We start from the raw sequence: 15,145 nt of genomic DNA, 5'->3' as shown, positions 1-15,145 counted from the left end.
GCAACCCATGATTGACACCCGCCTTGCCCAGATTGACCTGCTCCTGATGGATGTCGATGGCGTACTGACCACCGGACAGGTGATTTACGACGACGCCGGCCAGGAAACCAAAGTTTTTCATGTTCGTGACGGACTGGGCATCCGCATGCTCATGGAAGCCGGATTGACGGTGGGCATTGTCACCGGACGCCGTTCCATGGCACTGGTCCATCGCTGCCGGAACCTTGGCATTCAGCTGCTCAAGGACGGTATCCACGATAAAGCCGCCGCCTTGGCGGAAATTCTCGCCGAAACCGGGGTCCCTGCAGAAAAAACGGCGTTTGTGGGGGACGACCTGCCGGATCTGCCGATCCTGCGGCGTGTCGGGGTGCCCATTGCCGTGGCCGATGCCCACGATCTGATCAAACAGACGGCGATCTGGACCACGCAGTCTGCCGGCGGCTGCGGGGCCATCCGCGAAATCAGTGAACGGATCCTCATGGCCAAGGGCGTATGGCAGCCGTTGATCGAGAGGCTGTTCCCATGACATCGCGCCGGCTGATCCAACGCTTGCTGCTGGCGGTGGTGGTGGTGTCGCTGATCGCCATTGTCACCGTTTTCATCGGTTATCGCCGGGCGACCCACGATCCCGAAATGCTCATGGATCTGATTCAAAAAAAAGCCGACATGCATCTGGATAAGGTGCGCCAGACCGCCAGCAAAAATGGCATTCGCGAGTGGCATATGGAAGCCCAATCGGCAACCCTGCTGGAAAAAGAGAAAATTATGCAGTTGGTCAAGCCCGATGTGGAGTTCTTTATGGAAGATGGAGATAATGTCTTCCTGACCGCCGATCATGGAGCCATTCACACGAACTCCAACCGCATCACCGTTTCGGGACGGGTTTCGGCCAACAACCGGCTGTACCGGTTTAAAACGGAAACCCTGGACTACGATCCGGAGCACCGTGAACTTCGCGCCGACACCCCGGTGGTCCTGTCCGGGGAGTCATTCACTCTGCGGGCAGACCGCATGGCCATGAACCTCGATACCCGAATCACGCATTTTGAAGGCGGTGTGGAAGGAATCATCAGTGAAGATCTTCAATTGTAAATCCGTCAGCCCCTTTTTGCCGGTCCTTTTTTTCTGTGGCTGGGCACTGTTTTCACTCTCCGGGCAGGCAGTTGCCGATACCGGAAGTCAACCCGTAGCATCAACCGCAACTGCCCCTCAACAAATCCACATCACCTCCCAACGGCTGACATCCGATACCGCCAACAATCAGGCGGAATTTATTGGCAATGTCCGTGCCACCCAGGGAGAGACCCAGATCACGGCCGACAGCCTTAAGATTTTCTTCTCCGAAAAATCCGGTGCCACCGATGCCTCGCCGGCCCAATCCATGGAGAAACTGGTGGCCACCGGAAACGTGGAAATTAAATTCGACAATAGGCTTGCTGTTGCCAGGCAGGCAGTATATATAACAGCTAAACGTGTCCTGATCCTTACCGGTCCCGGCGCTACGGTAACCAGTGGAGACAACATCATCACCGGTGAAACCATCACCTTTTACCGGGAAGATGGACGCTTTACCGTCGAAGGTGGAAGAAATGGTCAGGTGAAGGCGACCATCCTCCCTGAAGAGGCGGGGTTGGAGTAGCCATTGAATATGCGCAATGTGGATATCCGGTGATGGCCTCGTTATCGGTTCGTGATCTGGTAAAAGTGTATCGCGGTCGCAAAGTGGTCGACCACGTCAGCCTGGGGGTGGAAAGTGGCCAGGTGATCGGTCTGTTAGGCCCCAACGGTGCCGGCAAGACCACGACATTTTACATGACCGTAGGGCTGGTACGGCCGGATGCAGGCAGGGTGTTTCTCGATGAAATGGATATCACGGACGCCCCCATGTACATCCGGGCCCGGCAAGGGGTGGGTTATCTTCCCCAGGAAGCATCCATTTTCAGGAAATTGACGGTACGGCAGAACATTATGGCCATCTTGGAGACCCTGCCCCTCTCCCGGCAACAACGCAACCAGCGGACCGACAGTCTGCTCGAAGAACTTGGAATCAGCCATGTGGCCCATTCCAGGGCTGCAGTCCTGTCCGGTGGAGAGCGGCGTCGGCTGGAGATCTCCCGGGCATTGGCCACCGATCCGGCCTTCATGCTCCTGGACGAGCCCTTTGCCGGCATCGACCCATTGGCGGTGATTGACATCAAGAATATCATCGCCCATTTGAAAAACCGAAACATTGGTATTTTGATTTCCGATCACAATGTCCGCGAAACCTTGGGCGCATGTGACTCGGCATACATTCTCAGTGACGGCAAAGTGATTGAAAACGGAACACCGGAACAGATCGCTTCAAGCACCATCGCCAGACGAATTTATTTAGGAGACGAATTCAAACTTTAAGATGGCAATTGAACTCAGACAACAACTTAAACTGACCCAGCAGCTCATCATGACGCCTCAGCTCCAGATGGCGATCAAACTGTTGCAGCTGTCCAGACTTGAGCTGGTGGACACCATTCGGCAGGAACTGGAAGAAAATCCCACACTGGAGGAAGTCCAGGAAACCGCCGATCGAACCAAGGAGGGAGAACCCGAAGAGGCGCCGGCAGCTGCTGTTGAAGATGCACGCGAAGTCACCATTGAAGAAAAAATCAATGATGAGATCGACTGGAGTAACTACATCGACGAGTACAATGCGCCCGGGAAAGTCAATTTCGAATCGGAAAACCGGGAAACGCCCCAATACGAAGCCTTTGTCTCATCCAAGGAGTCGCTCAGCGACCATTTGCTGTGGCAGCTGTTGATGCTCTCCCCCACGGATATCGAGAAACAGGTGGGCAGCCTTATCATCGGCAATCTCAATCGTGACGGATACTTGCAGCTCTCCGTCGAAGAACTCTCGCAACAATCCGGTATATCCATTGAAATGGTCGAGGATGTCCTTGAAACCATGCAGTCTTTCGATCCGGTGGGTATTTGTGCCCGGGACTTGCGGGAATGCCTGCTGCTGCAGGCCCGCCTGTTGAACCTCGAGGATTCGCTGGTGACAGACATTATCTCCGATCATCTTAAAAATCTAGAAAATAAAAATTTCAAGGCTATCTGCAAGGCCTTGAAAGTTAAAATGAAAGACGTGGTTGCCGCCGTCAATGTGATTCGGGCGCTGGAACCCAAGCCGGGGCGGCAGTTCAATGAGGAGACTCCCCACTATATCATCCCGGACATCTACGTTTATAAAAGTGAGGGTGATTTCGTCATCGTACTCAACGATGACGGCATGCCCAAATTGCGCGTCAATCCCTTCTACAAGCGCGCCATCACGCACAAAAACGAAGTCAGCACCAATGCCAAAGACTACATTCGCGATAAAATGCGTTCCGCCGCCTGGCTGATTCGCAGTATTCACCAGCGCCAGAAAACCATCTACAAGGTGATGGAAAGTATTCTTAAATTCCAGCGCGACTTCTTCGAAAAAGGTGTCATTCACCTCAAGCCCATGGTCCTGAGGGACGTGGCCGAAGATATCGGTATGCATGAATCCACCATCAGCCGGGTCACCACCAACAAGTATGCCCATACGCCCCAGGGTATCTACGAACTCAAGTATTTTTTCAACAGTTCCATCCGGCGGGTGCATGGCGAGGATATCGCGTCTGCCAGTGTACAGGCCAAAATAAAAAAACTGATTGAAGGTGAAAACCCCAAAAAACCATACAGTGACAGCAAGATGGCCGAAATGCTCAAGGCCGACAACATTGACATTGCACGCCGAACCGTTGCCAAATACCGTGAAATGATGGGCATTTTATCCTCCAGCAAAAGAAAGCAGTTTTAATGGTTTCCCAACCACCGGTCATCGAAATCGCCCTATCTGCAACACGATCCGTCAGGCCATGCCATCAATGCTGAACCCCCTCGCTCGTCGACCTGGATTTGCAAAAAGGAGCCTGCCTAATGAACACATCCGTTCGATTTAAAAATCTCGAGTCTTCCGAGGCCTTGAGAACCTATGTGAGCGAAAAACTGAACCGCCTGGAAAAATATTTCAACGGACCGGCAGAGGCCAATGTCGTTTTGTCCATTGAAAAATTCCGCCACAGTGCCGAGATTAATCTTACCGGTGACCGGCTCTCCATCAACGGTAAGGAAGAGACTGAGGAGATGTATGCCGCCATTGATATGGTGCTTGACAAGATGGAGGTTCAGATAAAAAGGAGCAAGCAGAAAAGCCGGACTCATCGCAGCAAGGGAAAAAACTTCGCCACCGATGCTGCCAAAGGGACAGACGATTCCGCCGGTCAGCCACGGGTACGGATCCACCATATTGAGTACAAACCCATGGATGTGGATGAGGCGGTCATGCAAATGGATCTGACGACGGACAGTTTCCTGGTATTCACAGATGCCCGTACGAACATGGTGAATGTGCTGTATCGGCAAAAAGATGGCCATTTCGGGCTGATCCAACCCCGACCGTAGCCTCGAAACAAAAGCCGGTCAAAACCATACCCGGCAGGCAGCAAACGATCCACATGGCGACAGATGCCCGATCGGATGATACTGTAATGAAAATATTGGATGTTCTCGACAAAGAAGCGATTCTTGTAGATTTAAAAGCCAAAGACAAGATCGGTATTCTAAATGAGCTGGTAGCGCCGACGGCCCGGATTACCGGCATTGACCCCAATGACATGGTCCGCGTGCTGATGGAACGTGAACGCCTGGGCAGCACCGGCATTGGCGACGGAATCGGCATTCCCCATGGCAAACTGAAAAACCTGGAACGTTTGGTACTCGGATTTGGGCTGAGCCGCAAGGGAGTTGATTTCGAATCCATTGACGGCCGCCCGACCCACCTCTTCTTTTTGCTGATTACCCCCGAGCATGCGACGGATCTTCACCTGAAATTGCTGGCGCGTATATCCCGGATGCTGAAGAAAGACTCCCTCAAGGAGATGCTGATGAAAGCGGGCAGCGCCGAGGAGGTCATTGCCGTCATCGGCGGGGAGGATGACGATTTCTAATGGTCCGGGATCATTACGGCAACGCCCCGAACAGCCTGATAGGCTTAACGCATCAGGGGAAAAAGACACCGTGAAAAAGAATCCCATTACCATCGTCACCGGACAGGCGGGTTCTGGGAAAAGTACGGCCTTGGCTGCATTTGAGGATTCGGGCTGCTACTGTGTGGACAACATGCCCGTGGCACTGCTATCACAGTTTTTATCCTTGCCAGCCGGCAATGCCGGTGCATTTAGCGGTTTGGTGTTTGGCATGGACGTTCGGGACAGCGGGTTTCTCCTGAATTATGAAACCGTTGTTAATCACCTGCGGCAAAAACAATTTCGCTTTCGGCTGATCTTTCTCGAAGCCGATGAAGCAACCCTGGTTCGCCGATATAGCCAGACGCGCCGTAAGCATCCTCTGTCCATCGACAAAAATCTTCACGATGCAATCCGTGAAGAGCAAATTCTTCTGACCCCACTGCGCGATAAGGCCGATCGGATCATTGACACCTCCACACTCAATGTTCACGAACTCAAAACCATCGTTCGGAAAATGGCCACGGACATCACAAAAAATGGCGCAATGCAAACGGAAATCCTTTCATTTGGTTATAAATACGGTCTCCCCGCGCAGGCAGACCTGGTCATGGATGTCCGTTTTCTGAAAAACCCCTACTTCGTTGAAACGTTGCGGCCACTGAACGGGAAAACTGAAAAAATTCGCACGTTCGTCTTGAATAATGAGCAAACCTGTTTATTTTTACGGAGATACACCGACCTGCTGGACATTTTGATTCCCCAATATGAAGCCGAGGGGAAAGCCTATCTCACCATTGCCATCGGCTGTACAGGAGGTCGTCATCGTTCTGTGGTGATTGCAAAACAAATTTATGATCATATTGTGGCGTCGGGTCGTAAAGCGGAACTGGCCCATCGCGATATTGATAAATCAATTTCACCATAAAAGTATTTTTCGGTTCCGTTATTTCCCCAATACCATGAAAGACGGATTGATATGATTGGCGTTTTAGTAGTGACTCATTGCCGACTCGGAGATGCATTGCTGGAAGCAGCGGACTTCATTCTCGGTGAACGGCCGGAGGCGATGGCCGCCGTCTCCATTGACCTTAACGAAAACGCGGATAAACTGCGCAACAAAATTGCCGATAGTATAAAAAAACTGAAAAGTGATGAAGGCATTCTGATTTTGACGGATATGTTTGGCGGAACGCCGTCCAATCTCAGTTACGCATTTCTGGAGGAAGGACGGGTCGAGGTCATTTCCGGGGTCAACCTGCCAATTCTGATACGCGCGGCCAGTGCCCGAAAAAACCAGTCCCTCTCAGAACTGGCAGTCAACCTTGAGTCTTTCGGGAAAAAAAGTATCTCATTGGCCAGCAGCATATTAAAGGGAAATAAACGGGAATGAAACGCCTGCCGGGGCTCTTTCCCATCCTGTAAATCGGGAACGACGAAAAAGTCGATTCAGTTCGGGGGCCGCCCCTTTTATTATTTAATTCAGATCATCGATCATCGGCTTGTGGCATTAACCACAAAGGAGGACGGGATGGCAATAAAAATAGGGATCAACGGATTTGGCAGAATTGGCCGTGTGGTATTTCGTGCGGCCCTGAATCATCCGGATGTGGAGGTCGTTGCGATCAACGATCTGACCGATGCGGCAACCATGGCGCACCTGCTGAAGTATGATTCTGTGCATGACAAGTTGGACATGGAGATCAGGGCCAAGGAGGGAGCCATCGAAGTCGATGGCCAAACCATCGCTTATACGGCGATCAAGGATCCTGAAAAGCTGGCCTGGAAAGACCATGGCGTTGACATTGCCTGCGAGTGCACCGGCCTTTTCCGTGACCGTGACAACGCCGCCAAACACCTTACCGCCGGTGCTCGTAAGGTCATCATCTCCGCCCCGGCACAAAACCCGGATGCGACCATCGTCATGGGCGTCAACGCCAATAAGTATGACCCCAAACAGCACCATATCATCTCCAATGCCTCCTGTACGACAAACTGCCTGGCGCCGGTGGCAAAAGTGATGCTGGAAAATTTTGGCATTCAAAACGGACTGATGACCACCATCCATTCGTATACCGGAGATCAGCGTCTGCTTGATTTCCCCCACAAAGACCTGCGACGCGCCAGGGCGGCCGCGCTGTCAATGATTCCGACGACCACGGGTGCCGCAAAAGCGGTCGCCCTGGTGCTGCCCGAGTTGGAGGGCAAACTGAACGGGCTGGCTATTCGCGTACCCACCCCCAACGTCTCCATCGTCGATGTGGTGGTTAACCTGGAGAAATCCGGTGTCAACAAAACCGACGTCAACGAAGCACTGAAAGAAGCCTCCGAAGGGGCTCTTAAGGGAATCCTGGGCTATTGCGACCTGCCTTTGGTCTCCTCGGACTTTAACGGTTGTCCCCTCTCCTCGATCGTTGATGCCCAAACCACCTATGTGGTCGGCAACATGGTCAAGGTACTCTCCTGGTACGACAATGAAACCGGTTATTCCAACCGCATGGTTGATCTGGCGGCAATGATCGGCAAACACCTGTAGGAGGGAAGCTGATGAACAATCGAACGCCACTGATTGCCGGAAACTGGAAAATGCATAAAACCGGTGCCCAGGCGGTGGAAGCGGCCAGTCGAATAAAGACACTGGTCACTTCGGCAACGGGTGTTGAGGTGATGATCGCACCGACGTTTACCGCGCTCTACCAGGTGGGCCAGGTTTTGAAAGGCAGCCCGATCGCGTTGGCCGGGCAGAATCTGCACTGGGAATCCCAGGGCGCCTTTACCGGTGAAATATCCGCCCAGATGCTGGCTGACGCCGGCTGCAGCCAGGTCATTGTCGGCCACTCCGAACGGCGTCAGTTTTTTGGCGAAACGGATGAAACCGTCAATATGAAGATCAAAGCGGCGTTATCCGCCAATCTGACGCCAGTGCTGTGTATTGGCGAATCGGAAACCGAACGTGAAGCCGGGAATACATTTTCTGTGCTTGACAAACAGGTACGAGATGGTCTAAATGGTTTTGCTTTTGATGGGCAGGCGGACATCGTCGTCGCCTACGAGCCGGTCTGGGCGATCGGAACCGGAAAGACGGCCACTCGCGAACAGGCCCAGGAAGCGCACCGCTTCATCAGAAATCTTCTCGACTCGCTTTTTGGAAAACCTTTTGCCAGCGCCGTCCGGATTCTTTACGGCGGGAGTGTGAAGCCTGACAACGTAAAGGCATTGATGGAAATGCCTGATGTTGACGGCGCACTGGTTGGCGGAGCCAGCCTGGATCCCGAAACATTCAGCAAGCTGGTCTTTTTTAATGATTAACAGAACGGTTAAAGACGATAACTGATGTCCATATTTCTGATCATTATCCATGTGGTTGTTTGCATCGCCCTGATCATGATTGTTCTGCTGCAAACCGGTAAAGGGGCCGATATGGGCGCCGCTTTCGGTGGGGGCAGCAGCCAGACGCTGTTTGGCAGCACCGGGGCATCGACCTTTTTAAGCAAGGCAACCACGGTTGCCGCCATCGTGTTCATGCTCACCTCCCTGACCCTAGCGTACATGTCCGGCGGGAAGGTATCGAAATCGGTTGTATCAGATACACCGGTACCGATCACGCAGCCGGCGACAACCGATAATGCGGCAACCGACAACAATGCAAATGCGGAGTAGCCGCTCACGCGATCAATAAATTTGCCGAGGTGGTGGAATCTGGTAGACACGCTATCTTGAGGGGGTAGTGGCCAACGGTCGTGCGGGTTCAAGTCCCGCCCTCGGCACCATCAATAAAAAAAAGGGTTTACAGAGAATTAAATCTGCAAACCCCTTTTTTTTGCGGTTTTGTGGAGATTAGTGGGTGAAAACGCCGGATTTATGTGGTGTGCCGGTGGCTCTTGGAAAAATTTCTGTATCAAGATTCGGCTTTGGGCAACATTTTCATATAGGTAACGTATGGTGTTGACCATGGCGTCTTTCAAATCATCTGCATCGACTCGGTTGCACCTGTCGAACATTTGCCTGGTACTATGAAAAAAAACGTGTGGATCCGATACGATAGATTTCTGATGACGCTCTTTTATAAGAATGGACCGGACCGGGCATGGGGATTGTTCGGACCTCTGAGTCCTTGGTGATATTTGAGGTCAACGTGATCAATTCAATCGATTCTTCATCTCCACATGTCGGGTCCATTCGAGTTGCAGGATCTCCCCTCGCCTCATGCCGCGATAGAAGCCCAATACGAGGTGGTGCATTCTTCGCCAGACAACTCCAGCCGAATATTATTAATACCTGAATTAGTGGCCTAAATTTTGCTGCAAGGCTTGGGGATGGTGATCGTCTCGCATACCAGGCTTTTTGGAAAAAATTATCACCTTTCTCAAAGATATTAACAGGATATGTTTTTTTCCCAGATTATGGGCATAACAGACCACCAAGCAAATGCTTATAAATGGTTCGCTCTTTGATAACGTTGCTACTTCTTAGATTACATTTTATGAGACCTGTTCGCCCCACTATACTATTAATATTGGTAATTTCAGGATCGCTCATTTATTTTTGCGGTCTTGCGGTTGGTCCACGGGTATCTCAGCAAAGCATCGATCAAAATCACTTATGGTTAGAAAATATACAATTTTCTTCGTATTTTGGTGTTAGCTTGAATTGCGATTCATACTTCTATATGGTTGGTGCTGCTGACACACGAACAGTGTTTGCACATAATTCAGTAATACAATCTCGCCCACTATTACCCCTTATCGCTCATCCTTTAAGTAAGCTATTAGAGGTAGTTGTTTTTAGATCATTGCCTAGAGCGTCCAAGTTATTTAACCAATTGTTGCATACTTATATTGCATACATTTTACTTAACTTATTAATTCTAATTTGGGCTTATTGGTTATATTTTAAGATAGTGGTCCTCCCAAATAATATCAATAGTACTCCCACCTCTTTAATTATAGGTACCTTTTTAATTGCTAACGACATTACCAAGGCATTCTTTCTTTCCCCACATACTCAGATGCTTAATCTACTGGTGCCTTTGTTGGCTCTTTACGCTTTACTTAAACTGCGTATTACAAATATTTCGCGTCAAACATATGTTTATTCTGCTTTATTATCGGGTTTGGGCGTACTAGCTTACGGTAGCAGTATTGTAGTCGGTGCGGCAATTTTGTTGGCTAGGCTTTACCGCTATATCAGTATCAAAGACACCAGCGCTATTATAGCATTGTTTGACCTGTTAATCCTATTTGCTATATTAATAGCCCCTAACATAATCTGGTGGGGAATTGTTACCTTGATCACCGGTGAATTCTATTCCTATGAAGTTTATCGTTGGAATCAAATTGTGTGGATGCTGGACGTGTTTGACAAAGGTTGGCTATGGTTAGCGAGTTCACTGATAAGTAACCTGCAATTTTTCATTTTATCAGCACTGCGTCACCTGATCCCGATAGTTCCTGTAATTCTACTATTGACATGGTTTTCCTGGTCATATCATTCATTACTTAAAAAAGTTTTAAAAAGTAATGTCTTTGTCTGTTCTGCTGTTATTGCTATTATATTTCTAATATTTTTCTCTATGGTTGGCTACTGTGTTGACCGACTGGCTATATCACCAGCGGTGATGGGTATCGTAATCATCGGATTGTGGACTTCACATCTTGAAACGAAATTGAATGAAGTGGGGCGGCAACAACTTTTATGCTCCACTGGCATTCTTACGATGCTCCAATCTATTTGGATGGTGGTTAAATATGGACCTAATTATTAAGTATGTTAGCGATCGGGAGATCATGGACGCCGGCACGATCCATAAAAGCAACCAGGCAGCTCGATGCTATATCCAGGCGCAAATGCAGGGCGGCAAATTATTGACACTGCCAAAAAACATGAAAGCGAATGGAGAATGATGTTTGCCATCCACACAAAAACCAAAAGCCTTTCAAGGTGGCTCAAAAAGCCATTTGGTTGGCCAGATGTTGGCCATGAATTTTTTGTACATAATAATATCAACGAGTTAAATACAATCGTGCGGGTTCAAGTCCCACCCTCGGCACTATCTAAAAATAAGGGTTCAGGAAAAATGCATCTTCCTGAACCCTTTTCTATTTTCAACCGAGCGGTTAATAAACAATATAGTGTGCATATTGGTATACAATATGCGTATTCTTTATCAATCTGCACGCCAAACGGGTAAGAGATCGCTCCTGAAGCCGATGCACGGGACGCACAATATTTTGCTCCCTATATCGTTCGACGGCATGGGCTCCGCAAAACAAATTGATGCTCACATTGGCCTGTTTTGCGCATGGCCTTGCTATATTGGAGAAAGAATGCGATTCCGCCAAGATCACCGTTCAACGCAATCGGTTGATGGTACAAACAAACCAAATCAACGCAACATGGAATATATAGTCGTCGCCGCCATCCTTCTATTAGGCTTCTATCTTCGTTTGGCAATGGTATCCGGGGTACAAATCGATACCCCTTTTCTGGAAGATGCTCGTCAATATACCGCTTATGCCTATAATTTCAGCGAATACAAAGTCTATTCACTCGATTTCAATGGACTGATCGATAAACGCATCCCCCCTTCTCCCAATGCGCTGCGCGCACCTGGTTACCCGCTCTTTCTTTCCCTCTTCACCGGTTCGAAAAATCTGGATCAGTTTGCCGTCAACGTTTTTTATTTTCAAGCAATCCTAAGCACCATAACCATCGCCGTCGTCTACATGCTCGGCCGCACCCTGCTAAGTGTCCTCGGCGCTGCGATCGCCGCAGCGCTTACCGCAATCAGTCCGCATCTCATCAATCTCAATATTTACCTGTTGACCGAAACGTTTTTTACCTTTGTACTCGTGCTGACCATGGGTGCATTGATATTGTCCAGGCGATATGAAAACCGGTATTTATGGATCGCCTCAGGCATGCTACTGGCGGTTGCGACCTTGATCAAACCGACGATTCAATACTACTTTCTTTTCTTCATCGGATTTGTTTTATTGGACCGCGAAAGCCCGAAAGCTAAAAGAATCAGCATATTATTCATTGCCGCATCGTTTCTATGCATATTTTCGATATGGCTGTTTCGCAACCTGGTGTCCCTGGGATATCTTTCAGATCCAGCAATCACCATCAACACGCTTCAACATGGCATGTATCCTCACTTCATGTACAATGGGCAGGCCAGTACCTTCGGTTTCCCCTATCGCTTTGATCCGCATAGCCAGGAAATCTCAAGCTCATTATCCAGTGTGTTGGTGACGATTGCCCATCGATTTTACACACAACCGCTGACACATTTGGTCTGGTACCTCTCCAAGCCATTGTACCTGTTCCGATGGGAAATGATTCAGGGTGTCGGCACATTCATTTATCCAGTAAACCATTCTCCCTATGAATCATCATGGCTGTTTATGCGCATCTACAGCCTGATGCGTGTCATTCATCCCATCGTGGTGGTTTTAAGCCTGGCGGGAACGGTTCTTGTTTGGCTTCCCGATCGCATGTTTACCATGACAGTCCAACAACGCTTTGCCGGGCGGCTGATATCCCTAACTTATTTCTATTTCATTCTGGTCCACATCGCTGCAGCGCCATTTCCACGCTACTCGATTCCAATTCGCCCGTTTACCTATGTGCTCGCCTGGTTGAGCGTTTCCTTGACAGCAACCATGATGAGAAAAAAATTGGCTTGGATGCGCAATGCGCCACTTGCGATAAAGAAGCATCGATGATCGATCAAAAAAAGGCTGTTGTAACTGGAGGCGCGGGATTTATCGGCTCACACCTCTGCCACAAATTGATTCGTGGGGGCAAAGACGTTCTGTGCGTCGACAACCTTTATACTGGGAAAAAGAGGGGCTGGTAAAAAACATTGATTATTTTGATGATGTCATCTCACAGTCAGGATGAATCATGGAATGCGTCCCCACTGCTAAAACGATCCGCGTACCGTTTCTGATGACACGTTTCCCGTTCTGATTTAAAAAACAGGAGTGTATTGGACGTGAATACCTCTAACCCCGAACTGGTCAAGCTATCGTTGATCATCCCCTGTTTCAATGAAGCGGCCACGCTCGCGTCGTGTGTTTATCGGGTGCTGAATATAAGGGAAGCGTGGCTATCCGTGGAAATTATCATCGTTGATGATGCCTCCCGGGACGAAAGTCTTCCCATCGCCAAGGGTCTTGAAAAACAGTACCGGGAAATCGTCGTTCTGACCCACAACGTGAACAAAGGCAAAGGTGCTGCGCTAAGAACAGGCTTCAAACAGGCGACGGGAGATTTTGTTGCCGTACAGGACGCTGATCTTGAGTATGACCCCATGGAAATAAAAAATCTGTTGGTTCCATTGATCAATGATCAGGCAGATGTGGTCATCGGCTCCCGGTTCCTATCGTCCGGCGCCCACAGGGTGTTGTATTTCTGGCATTCAGTCGGCAATCGTCTCCTGACATTGCTGTCGAATATGTTCACGGATCTTAACCTGACCGACATGGAAACCTGCTACAAAGTGTTCAGACGCCAGATTATCCAATCCGTTGATTTGAAAGAAAACCGCTTCGGCTTTGAACCGGAAATAATTGCCAAAGTCGCACAGATGCGCGTGCGCATCTTTGAAATGGGTATCACGTATGCCGGCCGGACCTACGCGGAAGGTAAGAAAATCGGTGTCAAAGACGGTCTCCGGGCATTGTACTGCATACTCAAGTATAATGCCCACAAAGCACCGATACCAATGCAACTCCTGATCTATCTGTTCATTGGTGCATCGGCAGCCATCTTGAATTTGTTCTCATTTCTGGCCTTGTTTCATTCCGGCCTCGGCTCATCGACATCGATTGTGGTCGCATTCGTTATCGCTGCAGTCTTCAATTATCTGTTGTGTATTCTGATCTTGTTCAAACACCAGGCGAAATGGAGCGCCCCACTGGAATGGTTGACCTATTCGCTGGTAGTCATTTGCATCGGTTGGTTCGATTTTTATATGACCCAAAAACTAATAGTCATGGGGTTACCACCAAGCATATCCAAAATGACATCAATTGCCGCGGCCTTCGTGCTGAACTTTTTGGGCCGAAGATATTTGGTATTTCCGGAAAAACGCAGTGGTCCATGGCGTCCTTAGGATATATAATCATCGTACTGCATAACATTCGATTTTCGATGGTATCGAATGATGAATTTATTCGTTATTTGAAGCAAGCGAATAAACACGATCCTCTCTTGATAAAGGTAAGTATATGAGCAGTAAGCCCTATCGGCAATATTTTGGTAGAGACTTGGAAGCCATGGGTTCGGCAGAAAATTATCATCATTGGATCATCGATGAATTCAAGCCTTATATCCGAGGCCATGTTGCCGAAGTGGGTGCTGGTAGTGGCAATATATCGGCATTGCTGAGGGAGTATGCAGAACGATTAACCGCATTCGAACCTTCGGATAATATGTACCCTTTGCTTTTCAGGCGATTTTTGCACGACAGCAAAGTCTGCACCATCCATAATACACTCAAGGGTCAACACCAACAATTTACTTGTGCTTTAGATACTTTGATATATGTCAATGTATTGGAACATATTGAGAATGATGAGAAGGAGCTTGCGCAGATTCATGAAGCATTGAAACCCGGTGGCCACGCATTGATTTTTGTTCCTGCCTTGCCGTTTCTGTTCTGCAATTTTGATAGACAAGTCGGTCATTTCAGGAGATACCTGAAAAAGGATTTGATCATGCTATCAGAAAAAATAGGTTTTAAATCAATAAAAGCCAAGTACTTCGACTTAGCAGGTATCATCCCGTGGCTCCTTTTTTTTGTCCTTTTAAAACAAACACTGAACAGCAGAAATGTTAATTATTATGATAAACATATCATACCAATTACCCGTATTTTTGAAAAAGCCATAGCCCCCCCAATTGGGAAAAATATTCTTTTTATCATTCAGAAATGATAGGCTTTACCCATAAGTTCTCATTAAAGAAAAATAGGAGAAGCTCAGAAAGAAGCAAAAAACTCAGTAAGTGCTGGTTAAGTTTTTATAATCTTTAGTGCTTAGCACCAGTTCTTGAGCTTGCTAATGACGCTGCAGCACTGATTGTACGAACCCAATAAC

Annotated in this window: 18 protein-coding genes and 1 tRNA gene; all 19 read left to right on the top strand. The window is 48.7% G+C overall.

What is annotated here, in order from left to right; all coding sequences use genetic code 11:
* The first annotated feature begins 7 nt into the window (after nt 1-7).
* The 19 genes from GN112_RS00620 (at nt 8) to GN112_RS00530 (ending at nt 14,983) form a co-directional block, all read left to right on the top strand.
* Nucleotides 8-526 (top strand): KdsC family phosphatase, encoded by a 519-nt coding sequence (locus tag GN112_RS00620; protein ID WP_155308442.1) that lies wholly within the window; start codon nt 8-10, stop codon nt 524-526.
* Nucleotides 523-1,092 (top strand): LPS export ABC transporter periplasmic protein LptC, encoded by a 570-nt coding sequence (gene lptC / locus GN112_RS00615; protein WP_162458716.1) that lies wholly within the window; start codon nt 523-525, stop codon nt 1,090-1,092. Before GN112_RS00620 ends, lptC begins: the two co-directional genes overlap by 4 nt.
* The gene (gene lptA, locus GN112_RS00610; RefSeq protein ID WP_162458715.1) at nt 1,073-1,639 is read left to right on the top strand and encodes a lipopolysaccharide transport periplasmic protein LptA; all 567 of its coding nucleotides are present in this window, start codon (nt 1,073-1,075) and stop codon (nt 1,637-1,639) included. The genes lptC and lptA overlap by 20 nt, the downstream gene beginning before the upstream one ends.
* 32 nt (nt 1,640-1,671) lie before the next feature.
* Entirely contained in the window at nt 1,672-2,394 is a 723-nt protein-coding gene (gene lptB, locus GN112_RS00605) for an LPS export ABC transporter ATP-binding protein (protein WP_155308439.1), read from the top strand.
* A 1-nt stretch (nt 2,395) separates the two neighbouring features.
* Nucleotides 2,396-3,829, top strand: coding sequence for an RNA polymerase factor sigma-54 (rpoN, locus tag GN112_RS00600; protein WP_155308438.1), 1,434 nt, complete (start codon nt 2,396-2,398; stop codon nt 3,827-3,829).
* 119 nt (nt 3,830-3,948) lie between these two features.
* Nucleotides 3,949-4,473 carry a ribosome hibernation-promoting factor, HPF/YfiA family gene (gene hpf, locus GN112_RS00595; protein WP_155308437.1) on the top strand — a complete coding sequence of 175 codons (525 nt, stop codon included), beginning with the start codon at nt 3,949-3,951 and terminating at the stop codon, nt 4,471-4,473.
* An 86-nt stretch (nt 4,474-4,559) separates the two neighbouring features.
* Nucleotides 4,560-5,018, top strand: coding sequence for a PTS sugar transporter subunit IIA (locus GN112_RS00590; RefSeq protein ID WP_155308436.1), 459 nt, complete (start codon nt 4,560-4,562; stop codon nt 5,016-5,018).
* Nucleotides 5,005-5,964, top strand: coding sequence for an RNase adapter RapZ (gene rapZ, locus GN112_RS00585; RefSeq protein ID WP_155308435.1), 960 nt, complete (start codon nt 5,005-5,007; stop codon nt 5,962-5,964). Before GN112_RS00590 ends, rapZ begins: the two co-directional genes overlap by 14 nt.
* Before the next feature lie 51 nt (nt 5,965-6,015).
* Nucleotides 6,016-6,429 (top strand): PTS sugar transporter subunit IIA, encoded by a 414-nt coding sequence (locus GN112_RS00580; protein ID WP_155308434.1) that lies wholly within the window; start codon nt 6,016-6,018, stop codon nt 6,427-6,429.
* 138 nt (nt 6,430-6,567) lie between these two features.
* Nucleotides 6,568-7,572: a type I glyceraldehyde-3-phosphate dehydrogenase gene (gene gap / locus GN112_RS00575; protein ID WP_155308433.1), complete on the top strand. Its 1,005-nt coding sequence runs from the start codon at nt 6,568-6,570 to the stop codon at nt 7,570-7,572.
* Nucleotides 7,573-7,583: 11 nt separating this feature from the next.
* The gene (gene tpiA / locus GN112_RS00570; RefSeq protein WP_155308432.1) at nt 7,584-8,345 is read left to right on the top strand and encodes a triose-phosphate isomerase; all 762 of its coding nucleotides are present in this window, start codon (nt 7,584-7,586) and stop codon (nt 8,343-8,345) included.
* A 24-nt stretch (nt 8,346-8,369) separates the two neighbouring features.
* Nucleotides 8,370-8,696 (top strand): preprotein translocase subunit SecG, encoded by a 327-nt coding sequence (gene secG, locus GN112_RS00565; protein ID WP_155308431.1) that lies wholly within the window; start codon nt 8,370-8,372, stop codon nt 8,694-8,696.
* Nucleotides 8,697-8,719: 23 nt separating this feature from the next.
* Nucleotides 8,720-8,806: transfer RNA gene (locus GN112_RS00560), tRNA-Leu, on the top strand.
* A 713-nt stretch (nt 8,807-9,519) separates the two neighbouring features.
* Complete coding sequence (locus tag GN112_RS00555) at nt 9,520-10,800, top strand: hypothetical protein (protein WP_155308430.1); 1,281 nt, start codon at nt 9,520-9,522, stop codon at nt 10,798-10,800.
* A 63-nt stretch (nt 10,801-10,863) separates the two neighbouring features.
* Nucleotides 10,864-11,226, top strand: coding sequence for a hypothetical protein (locus tag GN112_RS00550; RefSeq protein ID WP_155308429.1), 363 nt, complete (start codon nt 10,864-10,866; stop codon nt 11,224-11,226).
* Nucleotides 11,189-12,766 (top strand): ArnT family glycosyltransferase, encoded by a 1,578-nt coding sequence (locus GN112_RS00545; protein WP_155308428.1) that lies wholly within the window; start codon nt 11,189-11,191, stop codon nt 12,764-12,766. The genes GN112_RS00550 and GN112_RS00545 overlap by 38 nt, the downstream gene beginning before the upstream one ends.
* Nucleotides 12,763-12,900, top strand: coding sequence for an NAD-dependent epimerase/dehydratase family protein (locus tag GN112_RS34765; protein WP_155308427.1), 138 nt, complete (start codon nt 12,763-12,765; stop codon nt 12,898-12,900). Before GN112_RS00545 ends, GN112_RS34765 begins: the two co-directional genes overlap by 4 nt.
* Before the next feature lie 138 nt (nt 12,901-13,038).
* Nucleotides 13,039-14,160, top strand: coding sequence for a bifunctional glycosyltransferase family 2/GtrA family protein (locus tag GN112_RS00535; RefSeq protein WP_155308426.1), 1,122 nt, complete (start codon nt 13,039-13,041; stop codon nt 14,158-14,160).
* 115 nt (nt 14,161-14,275) lie between these two features.
* Nucleotides 14,276-14,983 (top strand): class I SAM-dependent methyltransferase, encoded by a 708-nt coding sequence (locus GN112_RS00530; RefSeq protein WP_155308425.1) that lies wholly within the window; start codon nt 14,276-14,278, stop codon nt 14,981-14,983.
* Nucleotides 14,984-15,145 lie beyond the last annotated feature (162 nt).

The sequence above is a fragment of the Desulfosarcina ovata subsp. ovata genome, assembly GCF_009689005.1.
Taxonomy (GTDB): domain Bacteria; phylum Desulfobacterota; class Desulfobacteria; order Desulfobacterales; family Desulfosarcinaceae; genus Desulfosarcina; species Desulfosarcina ovata.
The sequence above is the reverse complement of the archived record's forward strand: the minus strand, read 5'-3'. Positions and strand labels throughout refer to the sequence as shown.

Bases quoted from the DNA above. Each gene is read 5' to 3' on its own strand.
- GN112_RS00580 (WP_155308434.1), top strand. From the start codon at position 6,016: ATGATTGGCGTTTTAGTAGTGACTCATTGCCGACTCGGAGATGCATTG.
- secG (WP_155308431.1), top strand. From the start codon at position 8,370: ATGTCCATATTTCTGATCATTATCCATGTGGTTGTTTGCATCGCCCTG.
- rpoN (WP_155308438.1), top strand. From the start codon at position 2,396: ATGGCAATTGAACTCAGACAACAACTTAAACTGACCCAGCAGCTCATC.
- hpf (WP_155308437.1), top strand. From the start codon at position 3,949: ATGAACACATCCGTTCGATTTAAAAATCTCGAGTCTTCCGAGGCCTTG.
- rapZ (WP_155308435.1), top strand. From the start codon at position 5,005: ATGACGATTTCTAATGGTCCGGGATCATTACGGCAACGCCCCGAACAG.
- GN112_RS00620 (WP_155308442.1), top strand. From the start codon at position 8: ATGATTGACACCCGCCTTGCCCAGATTGACCTGCTCCTGATGGATGTC.
- GN112_RS00555 (WP_155308430.1), top strand. From the start codon at position 9,520: ATGAGACCTGTTCGCCCCACTATACTATTAATATTGGTAATTTCAGGA.
- GN112_RS00530 (WP_155308425.1), top strand. From the start codon at position 14,276: ATGAGCAGTAAGCCCTATCGGCAATATTTTGGTAGAGACTTGGAAGCC.
- gap (WP_155308433.1), top strand. From the start codon at position 6,568: ATGGCAATAAAAATAGGGATCAACGGATTTGGCAGAATTGGCCGTGTG.
- lptB (WP_155308439.1), top strand. From the start codon at position 1,672: ATGGCCTCGTTATCGGTTCGTGATCTGGTAAAAGTGTATCGCGGTCGC.
- GN112_RS34765 (WP_155308427.1), top strand. From the start codon at position 12,763: ATGATCGATCAAAAAAAGGCTGTTGTAACTGGAGGCGCGGGATTTATC.
- GN112_RS00545 (WP_155308428.1), top strand. From the start codon at position 11,189: ATGCGTATTCTTTATCAATCTGCACGCCAAACGGGTAAGAGATCGCTC.
- GN112_RS00550 (WP_155308429.1), top strand. From the start codon at position 10,864: ATGCTATATCCAGGCGCAAATGCAGGGCGGCAAATTATTGACACTGCC.
- GN112_RS00590 (WP_155308436.1), top strand. From the start codon at position 4,560: ATGAAAATATTGGATGTTCTCGACAAAGAAGCGATTCTTGTAGATTTA.
- tpiA (WP_155308432.1), top strand. From the start codon at position 7,584: ATGAACAATCGAACGCCACTGATTGCCGGAAACTGGAAAATGCATAAA.
- lptC (WP_162458716.1), top strand. From the start codon at position 523: ATGACATCGCGCCGGCTGATCCAACGCTTGCTGCTGGCGGTGGTGGTG.